The sequence below is a fragment of the Stenotrophomonas sp. BR163 genome, from assembly GCF_047520985.2.
Classification (GTDB): Bacteria; Pseudomonadota; Gammaproteobacteria; order Xanthomonadales; family Xanthomonadaceae; genus Stenotrophomonas; species Stenotrophomonas sepilia.
Genome location: NZ_JAXBRE020000024.1, coordinates 39,818 through 61,117, shown reverse-complemented (window position 1 = coordinate 61,117; position 21,300 = coordinate 39,818). Strand labels below are relative to the sequence as shown.

The following is a 21,300-nucleotide window of genomic DNA, read 5'->3' as shown; positions in this document are numbered from 1 at the left end:
GGCCGCTGGCCGGCATCGGCAGGGTGTCCGGTAATGCGCACAGCGTTGCCGGCCAGCGGCCGGCACTACCCCAAGGCCAGGCGCTGCTTTACTTCCGCCGCCACGCGCGCGGTTTCGCGCAATGGCTCGATGCGGTCGTACTGCCAGTCCAGCCAGTGCGGCTGCAAGCGCCCGCGTTCGCGCAACTGCTGCTGGAAACGGGCCAGCCGGCCCTGCGCGGTATCGGCCAGTGCCACCATCACCGGCATGCGCGTGGCGCAGGCTTCAGAGAGCAGGTTCACCGAATCGGGCGAGACCACCACGCGGTTGGCCCAGCCGAGCAGGCCACCATAGGGATTGGTACCGTCACCACCATCGCCCCAGATCACGTGCGGCAGGTCGGCGAACTTCGCGCGCAGGATCTCGGCCAATGCCGGCGGCGTGCGTCGCGAGGTGGTCGCCAGCAGGCTGCCACCTTCATTGCGGATCTGCTCGGCCAGCGCCTGGAACACACCGATCATTGCCATCTCGTCCCACGGCGCCAGCGGCGTCGGCCCGCCGACCAGCAGTGCGGTGCGCGGGCCGGGCAGGGTGCTGAAGCCGGCGAACGCGGCGCGGCCCCAGGCCAGCCAGTCGTCGTCCACCGGGTTGAGGCTGCCGAGCAGGGTCAGCACATTGCTGCCGCGCAGGGCATCGTGTTCCGGCACCACCACCACGTCCCAATGGCGGGCGCCGATGCGCGGGTCGAGGATCTGCACCACTTGGCTGCCGCGTGCACGCAGCACGCGCAGGGCACCGGCGGCCTGGCGGCCACAGCCGATCGCCAGCGCCGGGGCCTCGGCAGCCAGTGTCGCCAAGGCCTCGCCATAGCCATTCACATCGCCGGGCAGGCGCCGCGGCGACAGCCAGCGCCAGGGTGCGCGCGGTTGCAGGAGCAGCGGTCGGTGGGTGCCCTGGCGCAGTGCCGAGGCCAGCGCGACCGCCTGGCGGACATTGCCCGCACGGCCGTCGGTGACCGTCCATGGCGCGCTCGATCGTTTCACCATTGGCATTAATTCGTTTCAGCCCTGCTGGGTGTTGCAACAGTCGCGACACTCTACACTGCGGCTCGTCGTTTCGCCCCGCGCCGCCCGCGGGCACTGACTTCCTTTCGCCGCCCTGGAGATCCACCGATGTCCCACGCGCTCGACGCCGCCGCCCTTGATCAGCTGTTCCGTACGGCCCGCACCCAGAACGCCTTCCTCGACAAGCCGGTCCCCGAGAGCCTGCTGAAGGAACTGTACGACCTGGTGAAGTGGGGCCCCACCGCGGCCAACACCACGCCGGCGCGCTTCGTCTTCGTCACCTCGAAGGAGGCCAAGGACAAGCTGGCCCCGGCGCTGTCCGAAGGCAACCTGGCCAAGACCATGGCTGCGCCGGTCACCGTCATCATCGGTTTCGACCTGGACTTCCACGAGAAGCTGCCGTACCTGTTCCCTCACACCGATGCCAAGGCCTGGTTCGATGGCCCGCAGGAAGGCCGCCACGAAGCCGCCATCCGCAACGGCAGCCTGCAGGGTGCCTACCTGATCCTGGCTGCGCGCGCGCTGGGCCTGGATGCCGGCCCGATGTCCGGCTTCGACCCGGCCAAGGTCGACGAAGCCTTCTTCGCCGGCACCTCCATCAAGTCGAATTTCCTGGTCAACCTGGGTTACGGTGATCCGGCGGGCCTGTTCCCGCGCCTGCCGCGCCTGTCGTTCGACGAAGCGGCGCGCATCGCGTAAGTCGCTGTATCGGTTTCGGGCCCGCTGTTCCGCGGCGGGCCATTGCTGCACCGTGTACCCACCCTACGATCCGGAGAGTTCCTCAGATGAGCGCCACCCGTAAACTTCTGCTGCCGCTGGCCCTGACCCTGGCCATCGCCGCCTGCTCCAAGCCGGCCGACACCGCTGCCCCGGCTGCCGATGCCGCCGCCCCGGCCACCACCGAGCAGGCTGCCACCCCGGCCGCTGATGCCGCCGCTGCTGCGCCGGCTGCCGAAGCGATCAAGATCGCCTCGGGCACCTACAAGCTGGACCCGAGCCACACCGACGTGCTGGCGCAGTGGAGCCACTTCGGCTTCTCCAACCCCAGCGCGCACTTCGGCAACGTCGAAGGCACCCTGGTGTACAACGCCGAAGACGTGACCAAGTCCACCGTGGAAGTGAAGCTGCCGCTGAGCGGCCTGAACAGCTTCACCGCCAAGTTCGACGAGCACCTGAAGAGCGCCGACTTCTTCGACGCCGCCAAGTTCGCCGATGCCACCTTCAAGAGCACCAAGGTGGAAGCAGCCGGCACCAACAAGCTGACCGTCACCGGCGACCTGACCATCAAGGGCATCACCAAGCCGGTCACCCTGGACGTCACCGTCAACGGCGGCGGCGAGCACCCGATGGCCAAGGTTCCGGCCGCCGGCTTCGATGCCACCACCACCTTGAAGCGCAGCGATTTCGGCGTAGGCGCCTATGCCCCGAACGTCAGCGATGAAGTGAAGATCCGCATCACCACCGAAGCCACCGGCGAAAAGCCGGCAGCTTGATGCACCCAGCTCACTCGTCGTGAGAAGGCAGAAGGCCCGCTGAAAAGCGGGCCTTCTTTTTGGGTTCTGCATGCGAGGCACCCGATGCCGATGGGGTTGCCGGCCAGCGGCCGGCACTACCCGGTAGATGCCAACCGGCATCTGGTGGGTGCGGATCTGCATCTGGTGGGTGTCAACCTGCATTTGGTGGGTGCGGACCGTTGGTCCGCACGATCCCTCAGCGCAGCGCGCCCAACCATGCCCCACATGCCTCGCTGGGGCTCTGCTTGGCCTTCACCGTCATCCCGCTCACCCGCACGAACGTCTGCGCCGCCTGCGCCACCAGCTGGCGGGCGATCAGCGCCGCCTGCTTGGTGGCCGCCTGCTGCTTGCGCAGCTGCACGATGTTGATCGAAGGCCGACCCACCGGCGCGTACTTCTGGTCGCGGCGCAGCACGTCGGCCACCTGCGTCACTTCGAATTCGGCCTGCAGGTAGCGGTGCTGTGCCTCCACCAGGTCGCGTAGCGGTGCGCGCAGTGCAGCGGTATCGGCGAAGGCGGCCAGGGCCGCGTCGCAGGCAGCGTCATCAGCGAAGCGGGTACGCAGCGCGTCCACGCTGGCCAGGGTCAGTTTGGCCATGTGGGCCTCGTTGCTGCAGGAAAGGAGCGCGATTGTCGCATTGCTTGCCGGCGGATGCGTTGAACCGGGCGATGGAATACCTGTAGAGCCGAGCCCACGCTCGGCTCATCGCGCGCAGCGCGAGGGTTTTCCGATGGCGGAACGACGAGCAGCCGAGCATGGGCTCGGCTCCACAATGGCCCGCTGTATCACCCACGGAAGTGCGCGAAGGTCTGCTGTGCGGCATGGTGGAAGACACGCTGGTGGAACGGGCCGGTACCCTCGGCCTGGAACCGAAAGTGGTGCGCGAGGCGCTGACCATGCACGTGGATGAGCTGCTGCACACCCGTGGCGTGCTGCGGCTGGTGAAGGCGCAGATCAACGGCATGATGCCCGGCGTGTACTTCGGGCTGCTGTTGCCGGTGCTGATCATCGCCCTGCTGGTGGCGCTGGAGATATGGGCCGCGAAGCGGTTCGGGTGGACGCGGCAGGCGGCGCCCAGTGCTCCTGTAGAGCCGAGCCCACGCTCGGCTCATCGCGCGTAACGCGAGGGTGGAGCGAAAAGCAGCCGAGCGTGGGCTCGGCTCTACATGGTCAAGGGCGTGCGGACCAACGGTCCGCACCCACCCAGGAAGGTGCGTCAAAGGCGTGCGGACCAACGGTCCGCACCCACCAAGCAGGGTCCGCACCCACCGGCTGCCCGGTCAATCGCCGTCGGTTTCGTCCGGATGCGCCTTCCAGTAGCCGGTGGAACGAATCCAGTCGCGCGGCACGCCCAGGTGGCCTTCGATGAACTTGCGCATCATCCGCGCGCGGCGCGATTCGGTGGCGATCCAGTAGAAGACATCGCCGTCCGGGGCCTCGAAGTCGGTCAGCATGTCTTCCAGCAGCGTACTGCTGGCCGCCGGGAAGCCGTTGCGCTCCAGCCAGTGGATGCGCACGTTCTCGTACTGCGGCAGGTCCTGGCGCTCGTCCTCGTCGCGCACTTCAATGAAGGCCTGCACCTCGGCACCGTCCGGCAGCACGTCCAGCCAACGGGCGATGGCCGGCAGCGCGGTTTCATCGCCGATCAGCACGTAGGCGTCGTAAGTGTCGGCCACCACGAACGAGCCGCGCGGACCGCCGATCACCAGCATGTCGCCCGGCTGTGCGCGTTCGGCCCATGGCCCGGCCACGCCCTGGTCGTGCAGCACGAAGTCGATGGCCAGCTCGCCGGCTTCGTGGTCCCACCAGCGCGGGGTGTAGTCGCGCGAGGGCGAAGGCACCTTGCCGTCCGGGTAGCTGCGGCCTTCGGCGGTCAGCACCGGCAGCACCATCTCGCCCGCAGCGTTGGGGAAGAACAGCTTGATGTGGTCGTCGGCGCCGGGCGAATCGAAGCCGGCCAGGTCGTCGCCACCCAGCACCACGCGGCGCATGTGCGGGGTGACCTCTTCAGTGCGCAGCACGGTCAGTTCACGGAAGCGCACATCCAGGCGCAGGCGCGTGTTGTTGTGTTCGGTCATGGGGGTTACCTGTAAAGGTGTCGCGCGGGCGCGCGGCGTAGGGGAGACCTGGCTGGCGTCAGTCTGGCTGGGTCGTTGAAATCGGTGGTTGCTCGCTACCGACCGTACCGTTGAGCAGGGCCGAGGCCCGCGTCAGCAGCGCCGCCACTTCGTCCGCCTCGCCCTCGGCCCAGCGGCCGTGGTGATGCACCAGCGCCCGCTTGAACTCGCGCAGGGCAGTGGCCAGCGGCGGCGGCAGCGAGGCCTTGGTGATCTCGCGGGCACGGTCGAAGGCACGCCGCTGCGCCAGGCGCACCTGGGTGCGCTGCACCTTCAGCTCGAACTCGCCGGCGGCGGTGATGCGGAAGATCCGCTTGCCATCCACTTCCTCGGCCTCGATCCAGCCGGCCTGCTCGAAGCTGGCCAGCAGCGGGTACATGGTGCCGGCGCTGGGCGTGTAGGCCTGCATGAACTGGTTGCTGATCAGCTGCATCAGCTCGTAGCCATGGCGCGGCTGTTCGCCGATCAGGGCCAGCACCAGCAGGCGCAGGTCGCCGCGGCTCAGCACGCGCGGCTGGCCGTTGCGGCGCGGCACCGCGGGATCGGTGGAGCGGGCTCTGGCAGAAGCGGTACGGCTCATTTCGATATATCGGTAAACGAGTGTGCAAACGATATATCGATATGTCGAAAGCGACAACATCCGATCCGGCCACAAGCAGGTGCAATTTGGGCCACGGACCTTCGTGCGCACAGCAAAAGGGGCGCCCCCTGCGAGGCGCCCCGGCGATGCTGTGGAAGGGAGCAGGGCCATCGGGCCCATCACTCGCGACCCACCCTGGGCCCGCGACTGGCAGTGATCCAGAGGCAGGTGCGACATGTTGTCGCCGGTTCAGAACCGCTGCCCGGCGCCCACCTACGGCGGTTCCGGAGTTGCCCTACAACCGTCATCGGCAGCAGTAACACTGCGTCCTGCGCATGGGCGCAGCGGCCGCAAGCGACAGCCCGCGCCGCCGCCAAGGCCCGCCGCAGGGCCATCAGCGGGCCCGGCAAGCCCCTTGCGGACACTGGCCGGTTGCATCCATACGCCTGCGTAGCCAAGTGACGAAAGCCCTTGGTGCGCTACACTTTGCGGTCTAGAAATCTATACAACAGTCGCGCGCGTGCGTGCGGTTATGGGAGCGCTAATGAACTGGTTGAACGAGGTGCTGAACAACGACCCGAATCCTGTGGAAACCCAGGAGTGGATCGAGTCGTTGAAGGCCGTTATTGATGTCGAGGGCTCCGAGCGCGCGCATCAGCTGCTGGAAGGCATGGTGGAACTAACCCGTCGTTCGGGCGCCTACCTGCCGTTCTCTCCCACCACCGAATACGTCAATACCATCGAACCGCAGTTCGAGGCCAAGAGCCCAGGCAACGCCGAGCTGGAATGGCGCATCCGTTCGATCATCCGCTGGAACGCGATGGCCACGGTGGTGCGCGCAAACCGCAAGCCGGGTGACCTGGGCGGCCACATCGCCTCGTTCGCCTCCGGCGCCACCCTGTACGACGTGGGCTTCAACCACTTCTGGCGCGCCCCGAGCGAAAACCACCCGGGCGACCTGCTGTTCATCCAGGGCCACAGCGCCCCGGGCATCTACGCGCGTTCCTTCCTGGAAGGCCGCATCAGCGAAGAGCAGCTGGACAAGTTCCGCATGGAAGTGGATGGCGGTGGCCTGTCCTCGTACCCGCACCCGTGGCTGATGCCGGACTACTGGCAGACCCCGACCGTGTCGATGGGCCTGGGCCCGCTGGCCGCCATCTACCAGGCGCAGTTCATGCGCTACCTGGAAAACCGTGGCCTGATCGAGAAGTCCGACCGCAAGGTGTGGTGCTTCATCGGCGACGGCGAGAGCGACGAGCCGGAAACCCTGGGTGCCATCGCCCTGGCCGGCCGTGAAGGCCTGGACAACCTGATCTTCGTGGTGAACTGCAACCTGCAGCGCCTGGACGGCCCGGTGCGCGGCAACGGCAAGATCATCCAGGAACTGGAAGGCGTGTTCCGTGGCGGCGGCTGGAACGTGATCAAGCTGCTGTGGGGCGGTTACTGGGATGCCCTGCTGGCCAAGGACACCAACGGCGTCCTGAAGAAGCTGATGATGGAAACCGTCGACGGCGAATACCAGAACTGCAAGGCCTTCGGCGGCGCGTATACCCGCGAGCATTTCTTCGGCAAGTACCCGGAAACCGCTGCGATGGTGGCCGGCCTGAGCGACGACGACATCTGGCGCCTGAACCGTGGTGGCCACGACCCGCACAAGGTGTATGCCGCCTACCACCAGGCCGTGAACACCAAGGGCATGCCGACCGTCATCCTGGCCAAGACCGTGAAGGGTTACGGCATGGGCAGCGCCGGTGAGGCACTGAACCCGACCCACCAGACCAAGAAGCTGGACGACGAAGCGGTGCGCCACTTCCGCGACCGTTTCAACATTCCGGTGACCGACGCGCAGCTGGCCGACGGCCAGGTGCCGTTCTACCACCCGGGCCCGGATTCGCCGGAAGTGCAGTACCTGCAGGAACGCCGTGCCGCGCTGGGCGGTTACCTGCCGCAGCGCCGCCGCAAGGCCGACAAGACCTTCGTGGCACCGAAGCTGGAAGCCTACGAGCGCCTGCTGAAGAGCAGCGGCGAGCGCAGCTACTCCACCACCATGGCCTTCGTGCAGAGCCTGAACATCACCCTGCGCGACAAGGAACTGGGCCCGCACATCGTGCCGATCGTGGCCGACGAAGCCCGTACCTTCGGCATGGAAGGCCTGTTCCGCCAGATCGGCATCTACGCGCCGTTCGGCCAGAAGTACAAGCCGGTGGACGCCGACCAGCTGATGTTCTACCGCGAAGACCAGAGCGGCCAGGTGCTGCAGCAGGGCATCAGCGAGCCGGGTGCGATCAGCTCGTGGATGGCCGCCGGTACCAGCTACTCGGTCAGCAACGTGCCGATGCTGCCGTTCTACATCTACTACTCGATGTTCGGCTTCCAGCGCGTGGGCGACATCGCCTGGCAGGCCGCCGACATGCGTACCCGCGGCTTCCTGCTGGGTGGCACCGCCGGCCGCACCACGCTGAACGGTGAAGGCCTGCAGCACGAGGATGGCTTCAGCCATCTGGTGGCCGGTGGCATCCCGAACGTGCGCAGCTACGACCCGACCTTCGGCTTCGAAGTGACGGTGATCCTGCAGCACGGCACCAAGCGCATGATGGAAGACCAAGTGGACGAGTATTACTACGTCACCCTGATGAACGAGAACTACACCCACCCGGAAATGCCGGAAGGCGCGGCCGAAGGCATCGTCAAGGGCATGTACCTGCTGACCGACGCCGGCAAGCCGAAGAAGGGCGAGCTGCGCGTGCAGCTGCTGGGTTCGGGCACCATCCTGCGCGAAGCCATTGCTGCCGCCGAGCTGCTGGACAAGGACTTCGGCGTGACCGCCGACATCTGGAGCTGCCCGAGCTTCAACGAACTGCGTCGCGATGGTTTCGACGTGGAACGTGCCAACCGCCTGCATCCGGAAGGTGAGCAGCGCAAGGCCTACGTGACCGAGCTGCTGGAAGGCCGCCAGGGCCCGGCGATTGCTGCTACCGACTACGTGCGTGCGTATGCGGACCAGATCCGCGCGTTCGTGCCGATGTCGTACACCGTGCTGGGTACCGATGGTTTCGGCCGTTCGGATACGCGTGCGAACCTGCGCCGGTTCTTTGAGGTTGACCGGTACTACATCGCGCATGCCGCGATTGCGGCGCTGGCGAAGGAAGGGAAGATGACCGCGAAGGATGTGGCCCGGGCGATCAAGCAGTACAAGATTGATCCGGAGAAGGCTAATCCTGTTGGGGTTTGATGTAGTGCCCTTGCCGAGATGGCATCTGTGGTGATAAAGAGGGCGGCGAGTAGCCGCCCTTTTTATTTTGCTAACGATGTGAATGTCATTGAATTGAATACAATGAAAGCGAAAACGGTCTGCCATGTGGGGTGTCTGCGGTGGGCGGTAATGTTGATGCAGGAATGCCACTGGAAGCGACGGGTTCTAGCGGGGGGCGGCCTCGAAGTTGAGCGGCGAAGCTCGGGTAATTTCATTAACGCGTTCTTTTATCCTGCGAAGATGGATTTGTTCAAGCAGAGCAGGACGATTGATTTACTGCTGACGCGCTTGAAGGAATGTGAGATGGATCTATCTCCTGACTTTAAGCGGCGCGCAAATCTATGGAACGAAGGTGGGAAGAATGGACGGAGCGCTAGCGTGCTTGCGCTGACCGCAGGTCTGGGCAGTTGCCAAGCAAGATGAGTGGTGATTTCTGAATGCTCTCAGTTCTAAGGAGGGCTTATCACATCAAATTTCCGGAAGTACTAAGGGGAGGATTTCTGGCATGCCAGTTCCCATAATTGATATTTTTGCTGGCCCAGGAGGGCTCGGGGAAGGATTCGCGTCCCTGCGGGGCCACAAGAGGCAGCCATTCTTCGAGATTGCCCTTTCTATTGAGAAGGATGCTGTCGCACATCGCACGCTGTCGCTCAGGGCAGTGTTCAGGCGCCTGCGTGGCACCAAGGACGTCAAGCACTACTACAGCTACATACGGCGCGAGATCGATGAGGCTGCTTTTCGCAAGATCCCTGCCGTGGCCAGCGCCTTTGAGCATGCTGCCACCGAGGCGAGATGCCTAGAACTTGGCAAGTCCGATGAAGTCAGCATAGACAAGGAAATTCGGGCTGCACTTAAGGGGCAGGAAACCTGGGTGCTGATCGGCGGCCCACCCTGTCAAGCGTATTCGCTGGCGGGGCGCTCCAGGCGTGCCAACGACAAAGACTTTCACAAGGATGAAAAGCACTTCCTCTACAGGGAGTACCTGAGAATCATCCAAGTGCACAAGCCCACCATTTTCGTAATGGAGAATGTCAAGGGTTTGCTTTCCTCCAAGCACTCCGGCAATCCGATGTTCGAGAAGATCATCGCGGATCTTTCAATGCCGACCGAGGGGCTCGAGTACGAAATCCGATCCTTCACCAAGAAGGGCGACGAGAGCTCGCTGGAACCTACCGACTACCTTATTCATTCCGAGCGGCATGGGATTCCGCAAAGCAGGCATCGCGTGATTCTGCTCGGAGTGAGGAAGGGGTTGGATATTCCTCAGCATCAGTTGCTGGCACCCGTGGCAAAGCCTGTCACGGTCAAGCAGGCCATTGACGATCTTCCTCGAATCCGCAGCAAGTTGTCGCGTGGCGATTCGGTGGAGGCGTGGCGCAAAGCTGTCCAAGCTGCCCCCTCGTGCGTCAAGGGCTGGAAGACAGAGAATGAATCTGCCATTATCGAGAAAATGCGTTCCTTTGCTGCTGCGGCAACCAGCACTACCACTGGTGGCGCCTTTATTTCACGGGACTACAAAAGGCTAAAGAAGCCAACAGAGCTTCAGCAATGGCTTCACGACCGAAGTTTGGGGGGGGTTTGTCAGCATGAGGCGCGTGGGCACATGGCATCCGATCTTGCTCGGTATCTTTTCTCGGCCAGTTTTGCTCACTTATCGGGATACTGCCCGACGCTGGATGTCTTCCCTCCCAAGCTGCTTCCTGATCACATCAATGCGCATGTCGATCGGGAATCCGAAGTGATCCCATTCAAGGACCGGTTCCGCGTGCAGTGCAGGAATGAACCGTCCACCACGGTGGTGGCCCACATTGCGAAGGATGGGCACTACTACATCCACTACGATCCCTCGCAATGCAGAAGTCTTACGGTCAGGGAAGCAGCACGGCTCCAGACGTTTCCCGACAACTACCTCTTCGCGGGCAACCGCACGGAGCAGTACACCCAGGTCGGCAATGCGGTGCCTCCGTTGCTTGCCCACAAGCTAGCCAAGACCGTTCGTAGCCTTTTGAACGAAATGAATAAGAGGAGGCGAAGGCAGATTGGTTACATCTTAAAGAAGATGCCGGCGGGAAGTATGTAGCGAAACCTGCCGGAACAGCTTCCGGTACTTATTGAAGCGGGCTAGTCAGTGCTTTGACCGATCACCAAGACATCCTCGCCGCTATGCAGCCATTCCTCAACCACCTGTGCAGTCTCCTCGCGCGAGTGCTTCAAGGCACACTCCCATACGACCGCCATACGCCAGCCAAGCGCATGAATCATCTCCGCATGGCGCGTGTCGCGAGCGACATTTCCCTGGAATTTCTGCAGCCAGAAATCTTCATTGGTACTGGGAGTGGTTGTATAGCGGCACCCTTCATGTCGGTGCCAGAAGCACCCATGGACGAATACCACTGCTTTGTGCTTCGGGAACACAAGGTCGGGGGAGCCGGGCAGCCCCCGCACATGAAGTCGATATCGAAAGCCCCTGGCGAAAAGAAGGGAGCGAAGTATCCGCTCCGGCCGGGTGTTCTTTCCGCGAATGCTCGACATCATGCGGCTGCGCTGCGGAGTGGTTGGAACGCGCATGGTCTTGAGCATCTTCCGCCTGAATGTCTGCAGGAATGGCAGCTCCGCGCTTCCGCTTGGCAATGCGAACGGATGAATACGATACCCGAAGCAGCAATTCGGAGCTTACCATGCGCTTGACTCACGAGAAGACGCAAGAGGAAGCCGATGGCTCGTGATCGCAGTCATCCGCCGAGCGCGGCCTGCCTTTCGGAATCGATGCGGGACCTTGGGTACTCACTCGAAACTGCGATTGCCGATCTGATCGACAACAGCATTTCCGCTGGCGCGGACACCATCGACATCATTTGCGATGCATCCGGTAAGCATCCTGTGATGGTCATCCTCGACAACGGCAAGGGGATGACAGAAGACGAGCTGCTCGGTGCAATGCGTCATGGGACCGGCAACCCCAGGCAGCATCGGTCGCCGCAGGATCTAGGGCGCTTCGGCCTTGGCCTGAAGACAGCCTCGTTTTCCCAATGCCGCTCATTGACCGTTGTGAGCACACGCGATGGAACTTTCTGCGGAGCCGAATGGAATCTGGATCGCATCGATGCTGCCGACGACTGGATTCTCTCCATCCTGGACGATGCGGACATCCATGGGTTCCCTTACGTCGAACGGCTCGGCGCCCGCGGCACGGCCGTTATTTGGCGAGAGCTCGATCGATTGATGGAGGACGAAGCCGGGCATCGTCGAGACGAGATTGTCAATGAGAAGCTTGAGGCGGTGGGCAGACATCTGTCACTTGTCTTCCACCGGTTTCTCTCGGGTGAGATCAAGGGACATGCCAGGATTTCTCTCACCGTCAATGGCCGTCCGATTACGGCATTCGATCCCTTTTGCAGGAAGAATCCTGCCACCCAGGTGCTTCCAGAGGAGATCGTCCGCATCGGCGAGGCCGAGGTGCGCCTGCAGCCTTACGTGCTTCCGCATCACAGTCGTCTGTCCGCGTCCGAGTACGACTACTACCAGGATCGTAGTGACTTCATCTCTAATCAGGGGGGCTACGTCTATCGAAACGGCCGCCTAATGGCTTGGGGCGACTGGTTCAGACTTGTGCCGAAGGGTGAGGCCACCAAGTTGGCCCGGGTACAGATCGACTTTCCCAACAGTCTGGACGAAGCCTGGACCATCGACATCAAGAAATCGCGTGCCCGCCCGCCGCATGGGGTGCGGGAGCGGCTGCGTCAGATCATCAACAGGATTACTGCCCGCAGCGTGACGGTGCATAGGGGGCGCGGGCAGAAGCTCTTTCAGGAAAGCCAGGCCCTATTCTGGGAGCGCTACGCCGATCATGGCGGCATCCGTTTCGCAATCAACGAGCAGCACCCTCTCATTGCATCCCTGGGCACAAGACTTTCGCCCGAGGATGCGGATCTGCTTCGTGTCCTGCTGGATTCGATTGCCGCCTCCCTGCCGGTGGAGATGATCTATTCCGATTACTCGACCCATCCGCGCCAGATCAACCGGAGGGCGGTGGATGAAAGCCAGACTCTGGAGCGCCTGAAGAGTCTCAGGAAGGTGCTCTACGGCGACGGGCCGGGCGATCCGAATGCCTTTCTCCAGATCGTGCGCTCGACGCACCTTTTCGATGGCCAGATCGAACTGGCCGAAAAATTCATCAGCGAGACCTTTGCATGAGCCTCACAGTCATCACGGAAGAACGAAACATCGCCAACGCGCTCATCTCAGGCCTTGCCAACATGGCCGAGACGCCGACGCGCGAGCAGGTGGAGGAGAAGGCGATAGAGATCGCCGCGATCTTCGGCTATACGGGCGATCTCCGCAATATCGTCACCGAGGCGATGATATCGGTTGACACGCGCATGGGGGCCGGTGTTTCGCTGGTGGATGTCACTGCGAAGCATGATGATCAGTGGGTCCACAAGCGTGATGATGTCGCTTGGACATATGCGGAATCCTATGGAAACTTTCTTCTCAAGGAAGGTTGGCCGCCGCAGATGGTCCAGTCGCTGAGCGATGTCACGACCCGCATTCTTGGCCACCTGCAGGATCCGTTGAGCGAGGGCACAACCTGGAACCGTCGCGGCCTTGTCATCGGTCATGTGCAGTCGGGCAAGACGGCCAACTACACCGGCCTGATAGCACGCGCCGCCGACGCCGGCTACAAGTTCATCATCGTCGTCGCCGGCATTCACAACAATTTGCGCAAGCAGACGCAGCAGCGCATCGATGAGGCCTTCATCGGCCGGTCCAGCGATCCCGAGGATCGTCGCAACATCGGCGTCGGCCTCGCGCCGGGCTATCCGCATCCGGCCACCCTCACCAACATCAACGAGGACTTCAACAAGAACACGGCGGAAAAGAGCGGCTGGAAGATCAACGACTTCAGTAAGCCGATCATTCTGGTCATCAAGAAGAATGTGACGACGCTCACGGCTCTTCACAAATGGCTGAAGGAGCTGAACGCCGAGGGCGATGGCCGGATTTCCGACGTGCCGATGCTGCTGATTGACGACGAGGCCGACAACGCGTCGATCAACACGAACAAGGAGGATCTGGATCCGACACGAACGAATGCGATGATCCGGCGCATCCTCGGGCTGTTCGCAAAATCGTGCTATGTCGGCTACACGGCGACCCCATTCGCCAACATCTTTATCAACCCCGACGCCTATGGCGATGATGTGCGTGAGGAGCTGTTCCCTCGCGACTTCATCTATTGCCTGGACGCGCCAACGACGTACTTCGGTGCCGAGAAGGTGTTCCTCGACGAGGCGACCAGTCAATCGATCGTGAGGCCGATCGACGATTGTGAGAATCTCATTCCGTACGCCCACAAGCGTGACGATGCTGTCCCCGAGTTGCCCCCCAGCCTCTATCGCGCACTCGACGAATTCATCGTCGCTCGCGCCATCCGCAACCTGCGTGGGCAGACAGGAAAGCATTGCTCAATGATGATCAATGTGTCGCGCTTCGTGCCCGTTCAGAAGGCCGTGCGTGACTTCCTGAGTCTCAGGGAGAAGAAGATCAGGGAAGCGGTTCTCGCCAACTACGCGATGCCGGAAGAGGTTTCCGCAAGAAACGCGTACATGCAGGGCCTGAAGCACGCCTTCGATGCGGAGTATGCCGATGCTGGGTTTACTTGGGCGGAGGTGAAGGCAGCCCTCAGCGGCGTCTTCGAGCACCTCCACCTCTATGTCATCAACAGCAAGAGTGACGAGGTGCTCGACTACGCCCGCTACGCGAAGGAAGGAGTCGGGCTGACCGCGGTCGCGGTCGGTGGTCTGAGCCTCTCCCGAGGCCTGACCATCGAGGGATTGACCGTCAGCTACATGTACCGCAATACGAAGATGTACGACACCCTCATGCAGATGGGGCGCTGGTTCGGTTACCGGCCGGGCTTCCAGGACCTCTGCCGCGTTCATCTCTCTCGCGATTCGATTGATTGGTACTCTCATATTGCCGAGGCAGCAGAAGAACTTGTCCAACAGGCTAAGCAGATGAGTCGGAATGGATTGAGTCCTGATTATTTCGGCTTGTACGTTCGGTCACATTCGAAGAGCCTGTTGATTACTGCGGCGAATAAGATGCGCGCGGCAGAAGAGGTTGTCATTAATCAAAACCTTACCGGGCAGCTCGTTGAAAGCACCTCGCTGCCATTTGACAAGGAAATCAACAGTGCAAATGAGCGGCTGATAGAGGATTTATGGAAAAGACTCAGCAGCCGAGCTCAGTCAACGGACAAGGGGTGGTTCATACCCAATGTTGGAGTTGGCGATATTGAGGACTTTTTGGTTGAATTCAAAACACACAAGAATTCATCCCTGAAGAAGATGATGGCTCTGGATTATTTGGAAGCCATAAGAGATCAGTATCCGAATGGCGATGTTTTACTGATCTCTAAGGGGGCTGGTGATGCTGATAACTTCAGGCTTGGTCCACAGGATCGGACGGCAGAAGGGGCGACTATGGATGAATGGAAAATATCCGGATATCGAGTTGCGAGTCGAGGCGACGAGAAATTTGGGTTGAGTGAAGAGCAAATTCTTGACGCTCAGCGCAAAGCGGCCTCCGATATCAAGAGTAAAACGGGGAAGCCGTCGGATTACCATTATCGAGTGGTGCGGAATAAGCCGCTATTGATGCTTCATGTGTTGACCCCAATGGATAACGAAGAGTTTACAGGGTGTCGTATCCCTGCTTTCGGCGTGAGTTATCCAGATGGTCTCTATAGAACTGAGGTTAAGGTTGTTGTCAATCGAGTCTGGCTGAAGCAGATGCAGGGCCCTGCGGACAACCCTGATGAAGAGGATGACTACGATGCCTGATTCCTCTCCTTGGGATGACATTGCCGTCCCGGGATCGGACTTCAATGTCCGCCAAGTTGCGGTGGGAACGGCCGTGCCCTGTTTCTGGGGACGCGATGCCGGGGGCGCCTGCCTGTTCATCGTAGAGCTCCAGGGGGATCATGCAGCCCAGTACCGGAAGAATGCGGTCACGGTGAACGGCATCGACGTCGATCTCCGTGCCGGAGTTCAGGGGCAGCAGCACTTGGTCCTCGCCCTTGAAAGACAGGTCGATCGCGATCTCTTCGAAGGACTTTGCCGCACCCTTGCATCCTCGCTGGAGCACGCCACCGATTCGGCCAGCTCTCTCGCCGTCTCGCTGGCGCACATCTGCCGCTGGAAGACCTTCCTGTCAGGCCGAAGTCAGCATCTGTCCATCGAGGAGGTCCGCGGCCTCTTCGCCGAAATCGTGTTTCTGATGGAACTGATCGATCGGCAGATGTCGAGCAGGGCCGCCGTCGAAGCCTGGCTCGGTCCGGAACGATCGCATCAGGATTTCATCTTCGGCAACACAGCCGTCGAGATCAAATCGCTCTCGGGCGCGGAGCGGAGCAGCGTCCGCGTTTCGTCGGAAGACCAACTCGAATCACTGAACGACGCGCTGTTCCTCCGCGTGTACCGGCTGAGCGATCTGGCCGATACCGCAGGAGCCCGCTCGCTCAACGAGATCGTTACCGCAGTCCAGGCACGACTCGGCGAGGCGGATGCCGTCGAGGCCTTTGACCGGAAGCTGGTGGCGCATGGTTATGCGCCCCTTCTTGGCTACGATGAGCCGCGCTTTGTCGTCAGCGACGTGCGCAGCTATCGTGTTGGTGACGGATTTCCGCGTTTGATGCGGTCGCAACTGCCGCCAGGGATTACCAACGTGGCCTATGACATCAGGCTGGAAACGATTGCTCCGTACGAGTGTAACGAAGCGGCCATCTTCGGGGAGGATTGATGGAGCAGACCGAAGAAGAGTTCTTCCACGACTTCCGACAGGAACTGTTGGCGGGCGCCGAAGCCAATGGCAGCTTCCAGCTCTCCGAGTTCATGGAGACCATCGCGAACGACCTTGTCGAGACCGGCTTCACGGAAGGTTTTGAACTCTGCCATTTCCGGGCGCAGCGTGGCATGCGCGTGGATGGCTACTGGTTCAATGACGAAGGAGTTCTGGACCTTTTCATCGCGGACTTCGATTCCCGGAACGAGCTGGCATCGCTCACCAGAACGGAAGTGGCCGCGGCATTCAAGCGTGTTGCCAACTTCCTCGAAGCCAGCGCCAACAAGGGCCTGGCCGGCGAACTTGAGGTCACATCGCCGGAGTACGGCCTTGCTAGGCAGATTGCGGATCGCAAGGACGCCATTCGGCAGGTCAACTTGGTTCTCTTCTCCGAACGCACGCTCAGCGAGAAAATCCAGGCCCTTCCTGATGCGGAAGTGGCAGGAGTTCCGGCTGCTCACCACATATGGGACATCTCGAGGCTTCACCGGCAGCGAAGCTCCCGCAGCCACAAGGAACCACTCGACCTCGACTTTGAACAGATGTTCGGTAAGGGCATCGCCTGTCTTCCAGCACATCTGGAGACCGACGCCTATCAATCCTATCTGATGGTCATGCCTGCCGAAGTGTTGGCAGCTCTGTACGAAAAATTCGGAGCGCGATTGCTTGAGCAGAACGTCCGAACTTTCCTGCAGGCTCGCGGCAATGTGAACCAGGGAATAAGGGCGACGATCCTGAACGAACCAGGGATGTTCTTTGCCTACAACAACGGGATAACAGCCACAGCACAGAGCGTCGAAACAGGGATGACGGATTCCGGTCTGGCAATCACGAGGGTTGTCGACCTCCAGATCGTGAATGGTGGCCAGACCACTGCATCGCTGTTCCACACACGCAAGCGCGACAAGGCCGATCTTTCCCAGATATTCGTTCAGTTGAAGCTGTCCGTCATCGACAATCTAAAGAGCGAAACGGTCGTTCCAAAGATATCGGAATATGCGAACACCCAGAATAGGGTGAATGCCGCCGATTTCTTCTCGAACCACCCGTTCCATGTGCGGATGGAAGGATTTTCCCGTCGGATCTGGGCACCGGCGCAGAAGGGAGCCCCGCGCGAGACGCGCTGGTTCTACGAGCGCGCGCGCGGCCAGTATGCCGATGCGCACTCGAAGCTCACTCCTGCGGAGCAGCGTCGCTTCAAGGCGGAGCATCCCAAGCCACAAATGTTCACCAAGACGGATCTTGCGAAGTTCGAGAATGTCTGGGATGACCACCCCAGGTGGGTTAATCTTGGTTCCCAGAAGAACTTTGCACGCTATGCCGCCCGCATCGGCAGTGAGTGGGAGAAATCATCCGATGCGTTCAACGAGTTCTATTTCAAGAGGGCTGTCGCACGTGGCCTGATCTTCCGCGCAACGGAGCGCATCGTTTCTGCACAGCCTTGGTACAACGGCGGGTACCGAGCAAACATCGTCGCTTACACGCTGGCAGTACTCGGTGATATCACAAGGCGTAGGAAGGAGTGCATCGACTTTGTCGGCACTTGGAATGCACAGAAGGTCGACCCAGTGCTCGAAAGTGCCATCGCCGTCGTGTCGGCGGGCGTGAACGATGACATCATCAGGCCACCGCAAGGAATTTCCAACATTTCCGAGTGGTGCAAAAGGGAGGCGTGCTGGACTAGGATACAGGCCCGTACCGACGCCATTGCCAATCTTCTCCCACCCGAGTTCTACGATCGACTTGTCCCGCAGGACGATCAGGCAGCGATCGTGAAGACTGCGAAGGAGACGCAGAGGATCGACAACGGTATCGAAGCGCAGCGAAAGGTGCTGACGATTCCCGGCACGGAGTGGGCTCGCATCTATCAGTCACTACTTGAGAGGGATCTGCTCACGCCAAAGGAAGACGGAGTGCTCAAGGTTGCTATGCAGATTCCCTCCAAGCTTCCGACTGAAAGGCAGAGCGTGGTGTTGCTAGATATTCTCGAGAAAGGGGTTCTGGAAGGCGTGGTTGTAAATGCGGCACTTAGATCGTGCGACGCAGATCGAGCACCGTGATCGGCTCCAGAGGTGGGCCGCCGGCCTTGACCCGCTATGCGACGAATTGGGTGACTTGGTTCAGAGCCGCGTGAGCCCTCCAGCGATCGGAGTTGTAGCGCGACGGCAGCATCGGTTCGGGACCGGCTACGCAGGTTTGCTGTGCGACCAAGATGCCGAGCGCATGATGCTACAGACCGACCACATACGGATTGCGTTCTTTCATCCGCTGCTTCGGAAACGTCAAGGGACACTCTGAACATGCCTTCGGGTAGTACCGGCATCCCCGAAAAGAATGACGACACAAATTGAGGAGCCATCTAGGCAGCCATCTGCTGTGGCCGTGGGATCCATTGAGCGACGCGGGCGAGGAGGAAGCATTGCGCGAGTTTGCCTCGATGCGATTATTCACCCGACTCAGCGGCCTCGATGCGATTCCGGGTGAGACCACGAGATTCCACTTCCGTCGTCTGCTGGAGAAGCGGGATCTGGCCGCTAAGATGCCCGAAGTGGCGAACGCGTATACTGCCTGCAGAGGCTAGGGGCTGCGCGCAGGCACGCTCTTGGAATGGACCATTGCCTATAAGCCCAGTTCGACCAAGAACGCGGGCGAGGCGCGCGATCCTGAGACGCATCAGCTCCGCAGAGGCAGCCGTCGACACCAGCCCATGATGGTGCATATCGGCGTGGATGAGATTTCAGGTCTGGCTCACCACGTGAAGTGCACTGCAACCAATGTGGGCGATGTCACGGTCATTGAAGCAATGCTCCACGGCAAGGACGGCTGCGTGTTGGGCGATCGCGGCAATACCGGCGCAGACAAGCGAGTGGCCTGGCCGACTGCAAAGCGCCGATCATCAACACGGCTAAGAGATCCGGGGCGAAGACAATCAGGAGCGCGCGAGCGAAAGCAGGCGCAGCTCCGGGAGGCGTGCAAAAGCCAGCTTGCGCGCCACGATTGAGCATCCGTTCGGGGTGATAGGCAGTAGTTCGGCTGCGCCCGGTCAGCTGCCGAGGGCCGGCCAAGAGCACCGTGTGGGTGCTCACGATGTTCGCGCCGTCGAATATGGGGCGCCGGCAGCTGGTTCTACCATGGCGTCAACTGCGTCCCGAGATGCTGGTAAGGGCACTACGGGGCGTAAGAATATGCCAAGACTCTGCGTAAGATAGCCCCGGATCACTCCGGCGCTGGAGATTCAGGACTCAGCCGTGATTGGTTCAGGGCGTCCCCAAGGTTCTATTCTGAACTTTCATCTTCGCCGTATTCAACTTTCATCCATTCTCCAAATGGATTTCCAAAGCCATTTCCCATTTCGTCGACTCGCTTCTGTCCATCCAAGATAGGCTTGAGATCCAGATCTAAGAATCGGTAGCCAGACACGATCCGTAGGTACATAAGAGAGAAGCAGTCCGAAATTAGGCGTGAGAGGTGCGCTAGTTCTAGAGCATCTCGCCTCTCCTCGTCTCGGGACTGTCTGTCGTATGGGAGAGAGATTCCAATGTAATCGGCATGCTGGATATGGCTTGACAAAGAGTAATTGTGAAGCAGGGCATCATATCTAGGGACTCGATGCGGGGCGTCTTTGCGGAGTGAGTTCAAAAGTCCACCAACTCCCCAGCGCGATTCGATCGAGCGACGCTTAGTCTTGTCGTAAAGTCGGCCAAGCTCATCCAATTCTTCTTCGCTAAGAAGCCTCTCCCTAAGAGGAAGCCACTCACGTGAATCCGGTTCAGACAGTGCCGCAAGGGTACTTCTCAGTTTTGAGTCGTCCTTGAGTAAAGAAATGTTGAAATGGTCGGTGGAGTATTCAGCAACCCTCGCTTTGAATTCATCTTCACTCTGCAGTATGTATGCAGTCTTCAGTGTAGCCTCCGCCACTGCACGAAGGACCATCTCGGCATCCCACAATTGCCCGTAAGAGCAGAGCAGGAAGACGCTTTCGGTAGAGCGGGCAGAGGAAGTTAGCAGCATTGCAAGAAGAGACCGCTCTTCGTGAGACCATCTCGGGTGCACCGCAATCGGCTTGGTAAGCTGAAGTAGTTCCCGCATAAGCTCCAAGGCTTTTGAAGACCTATCTCGTTCTATCTGTAAAAGCTGATCGTGATGCATTTCCATCCTTTTTCAGGCTGAAGGCGCTACAAATCTCTGCGGGTACTGGTCAGTCTGTAGATTCGCTCATGTGAGAAGAGAATTCATCCAAGGTCGCCTCCACTTGACGCGTGGAGAGTGTGTGCAGTTCCATTGGTTAGTGAAGGAGACTGGCGCTACGCCTCAGTTCAGTACGTTATAGCGCTGCATCGATGCTTTGGCTACTTTCTCAAGCCTCCCTGCCTCGCAACATTCCCCGAAAATTCGTCATGCTGGCGGCAATTCCTCCCTGCGCATCCTCCGTGGAATGCATGCACATCATGATCCAATCTCCACTGGATCGCATAAGCTTCCTATTCTTTACCAGCAAGGATCAGGTGTCAGCACAATCCGCCTACTCCAACGCAACAGCACCGGCTCAATGCAGGGAACATCAACTTCCCTTCCCGCATACAACACAGTCAAAGGCTACTCCAACGAGTTGTCCGCCAGCATCACAGGTGCGCTACGTCAACTGACTACGAAGCATCTATCACTCGGGTGCCGCGCTTCATACATTATGCCTCCACGCGCAAATCGAATTGCTTCTTTGCATATGACAGAAAAATTTGCATCGGAGACCATGCGAAAGGTTTATAGTTTCAAGCCGGCTTGAGGGGCGTGATGGCTGGCGGTCGTCGCGGACAGCGCCGCCAGCAGAACAGCGCCATAAATCACAGGCTTCATTTGACGCTCTGCGGATAGGGGATGGACTAGAAGACGAACGATCCGCCGATAGCACCTGGATGGCCAGCAGCCACGCGACAGACGGCCAGGTCC

15 protein-coding genes and 1 pseudogene are annotated in these 21,300 nt (G+C 60.5%); 10 read left to right on the top strand and 6 right to left on the bottom strand.

The window, feature by feature from the left end:
* Window positions 1-65: 65 nt before the first annotated feature.
* Window positions 66-1,025, bottom strand: a complete 960-nt coding sequence (locus tag ACM0PY_RS16935; protein ID WP_180886345.1) for a mitochondrial fission ELM1 family protein — start codon at window positions 1,023-1,025, stop codon at window positions 66-68.
* A gap of 126 nt (window positions 1,026-1,151) precedes the next feature.
* On the opposite strand from ACM0PY_RS16935, the gene ACM0PY_RS16930 reads away from it, so the two are divergent.
* Both ACM0PY_RS16930 and ACM0PY_RS16925 read left to right on the top strand, forming a co-directional pair.
* Window positions 1,152-1,742, top strand: a complete 591-nt coding sequence (locus ACM0PY_RS16930; RefSeq protein WP_005415046.1) for a malonic semialdehyde reductase — start codon at window positions 1,152-1,154, stop codon at window positions 1,740-1,742.
* An 86-nt stretch (window positions 1,743-1,828) separates the two neighbouring features.
* Window positions 1,829-2,536: a YceI family protein gene (locus ACM0PY_RS16925; protein ID WP_005415047.1), complete on the top strand. Its 708-nt coding sequence runs from the start codon at window positions 1,829-1,831 to the stop codon at window positions 2,534-2,536.
* Window positions 2,537-2,753: 217 nt separating this feature from the next.
* Here ACM0PY_RS16925 and ACM0PY_RS16920 read toward each other — a convergent pair whose 3' ends face one another.
* Window positions 2,754-3,155: a hypothetical protein gene (locus ACM0PY_RS16920; protein ID WP_180886347.1), complete on the bottom strand. Its 402-nt coding sequence runs from the start codon at window positions 3,153-3,155 to the stop codon at window positions 2,754-2,756.
* Between the two features lie 197 nt (window positions 3,156-3,352).
* Between ACM0PY_RS16920 and ACM0PY_RS16915 the strand changes: the two are divergent.
* Window positions 3,353-3,679, top strand: a pseudogene (locus ACM0PY_RS16915) (hypothetical protein); the annotation flags it as partial.
* Between the two features lie 159 nt (window positions 3,680-3,838).
* On the opposite strand, the gene ACM0PY_RS16910 reads toward ACM0PY_RS16915, so the two are convergent.
* Together ACM0PY_RS16910 and ACM0PY_RS16905 are read right to left on the bottom strand one after the other, a co-directional pair.
* Window positions 3,839-4,636, bottom strand: a complete 798-nt coding sequence (locus tag ACM0PY_RS16910; RefSeq protein ID WP_180886349.1) for a siderophore-interacting protein — start codon at window positions 4,634-4,636, stop codon at window positions 3,839-3,841.
* 58 nt (window positions 4,637-4,694) lie between these two features.
* Window positions 4,695-5,255, bottom strand: a complete 561-nt coding sequence (locus tag ACM0PY_RS16905; protein ID WP_180886351.1) for a PadR family transcriptional regulator — start codon at window positions 5,253-5,255, stop codon at window positions 4,695-4,697.
* Window positions 5,256-5,799: 544 nt separating this feature from the next.
* On the opposite strand from ACM0PY_RS16905, the gene aceE reads away from it, so the two are divergent.
* Window positions 5,800-8,487, top strand: coding sequence for a pyruvate dehydrogenase (acetyl-transferring), homodimeric type (gene aceE / locus ACM0PY_RS16900; protein ID WP_012478970.1), 2,688 nt, complete (start codon window positions 5,800-5,802; stop codon window positions 8,485-8,487).
* A 526-nt stretch (window positions 8,488-9,013) separates the two neighbouring features.
* Window positions 9,014-10,588 (top strand): DNA cytosine methyltransferase, encoded by a 1,575-nt coding sequence (locus ACM0PY_RS16895; RefSeq protein WP_070490038.1) that lies wholly within the window; start codon window positions 9,014-9,016, stop codon window positions 10,586-10,588.
* Window positions 10,589-10,629: 41 nt separating this feature from the next.
* Here the strand turns inward: ACM0PY_RS16895 and ACM0PY_RS16890 are convergent, their stop codons facing one another.
* A complete protein-coding gene (locus ACM0PY_RS16890) occupies window positions 10,630-11,088 on the bottom strand; it encodes a very short patch repair endonuclease (RefSeq protein WP_070490040.1) in 459 nt (152 codons plus the stop codon).
* A gap of 135 nt (window positions 11,089-11,223) precedes the next feature.
* Between ACM0PY_RS16890 and ACM0PY_RS16885 the strand changes: the two genes are divergently transcribed.
* From ACM0PY_RS16885 to ACM0PY_RS16865, 5 genes are all read left to right on the top strand, one after another.
* Window positions 11,224-12,702 carry an ATP-binding protein gene (locus ACM0PY_RS16885; RefSeq protein WP_070490041.1) on the top strand — a complete coding sequence of 493 codons (1,479 nt, stop codon included), beginning with the start codon at window positions 11,224-11,226 and terminating at the stop codon, window positions 12,700-12,702.
* Window positions 12,699-15,353 (top strand): Z1 domain-containing protein, encoded by a 2,655-nt coding sequence (locus ACM0PY_RS16880; RefSeq protein ID WP_235646817.1) that lies wholly within the window; start codon window positions 12,699-12,701, stop codon window positions 15,351-15,353. The genes ACM0PY_RS16885 and ACM0PY_RS16880 overlap by 4 nt, the downstream gene beginning before the upstream one ends.
* Window positions 15,346-16,311: a PD-(D/E)XK motif protein gene (locus ACM0PY_RS16875; protein ID WP_070490045.1), complete on the top strand. Its 966-nt coding sequence runs from the start codon at window positions 15,346-15,348 to the stop codon at window positions 16,309-16,311. The genes ACM0PY_RS16880 and ACM0PY_RS16875 overlap by 8 nt, the downstream gene beginning before the upstream one ends.
* Complete coding sequence (locus tag ACM0PY_RS16870; RefSeq protein ID WP_180886440.1) at window positions 16,311-18,413, top strand: AIPR family protein; 2,103 nt, start codon at window positions 16,311-16,313, stop codon at window positions 18,411-18,413. The genes ACM0PY_RS16875 and ACM0PY_RS16870 overlap by 1 nt, the downstream gene beginning before the upstream one ends.
* 542 nt (window positions 18,414-18,955) lie before the next feature.
* A complete protein-coding gene (locus tag ACM0PY_RS16865) occupies window positions 18,956-19,354 on the top strand; it encodes a transposase (protein ID WP_180886442.1) in 399 nt (132 codons plus the stop codon).
* A 275-nt stretch (window positions 19,355-19,629) separates the two neighbouring features.
* Here the strand turns inward: ACM0PY_RS16865 and ACM0PY_RS16860 are convergent, their stop codons facing one another.
* Window positions 19,630-20,508 (bottom strand): DUF5677 domain-containing protein, encoded by an 879-nt coding sequence (locus tag ACM0PY_RS16860; protein ID WP_414609332.1) that lies wholly within the window; start codon window positions 20,506-20,508, stop codon window positions 19,630-19,632.
* Window positions 20,509-21,300: the final 792 nt, after the last annotated feature.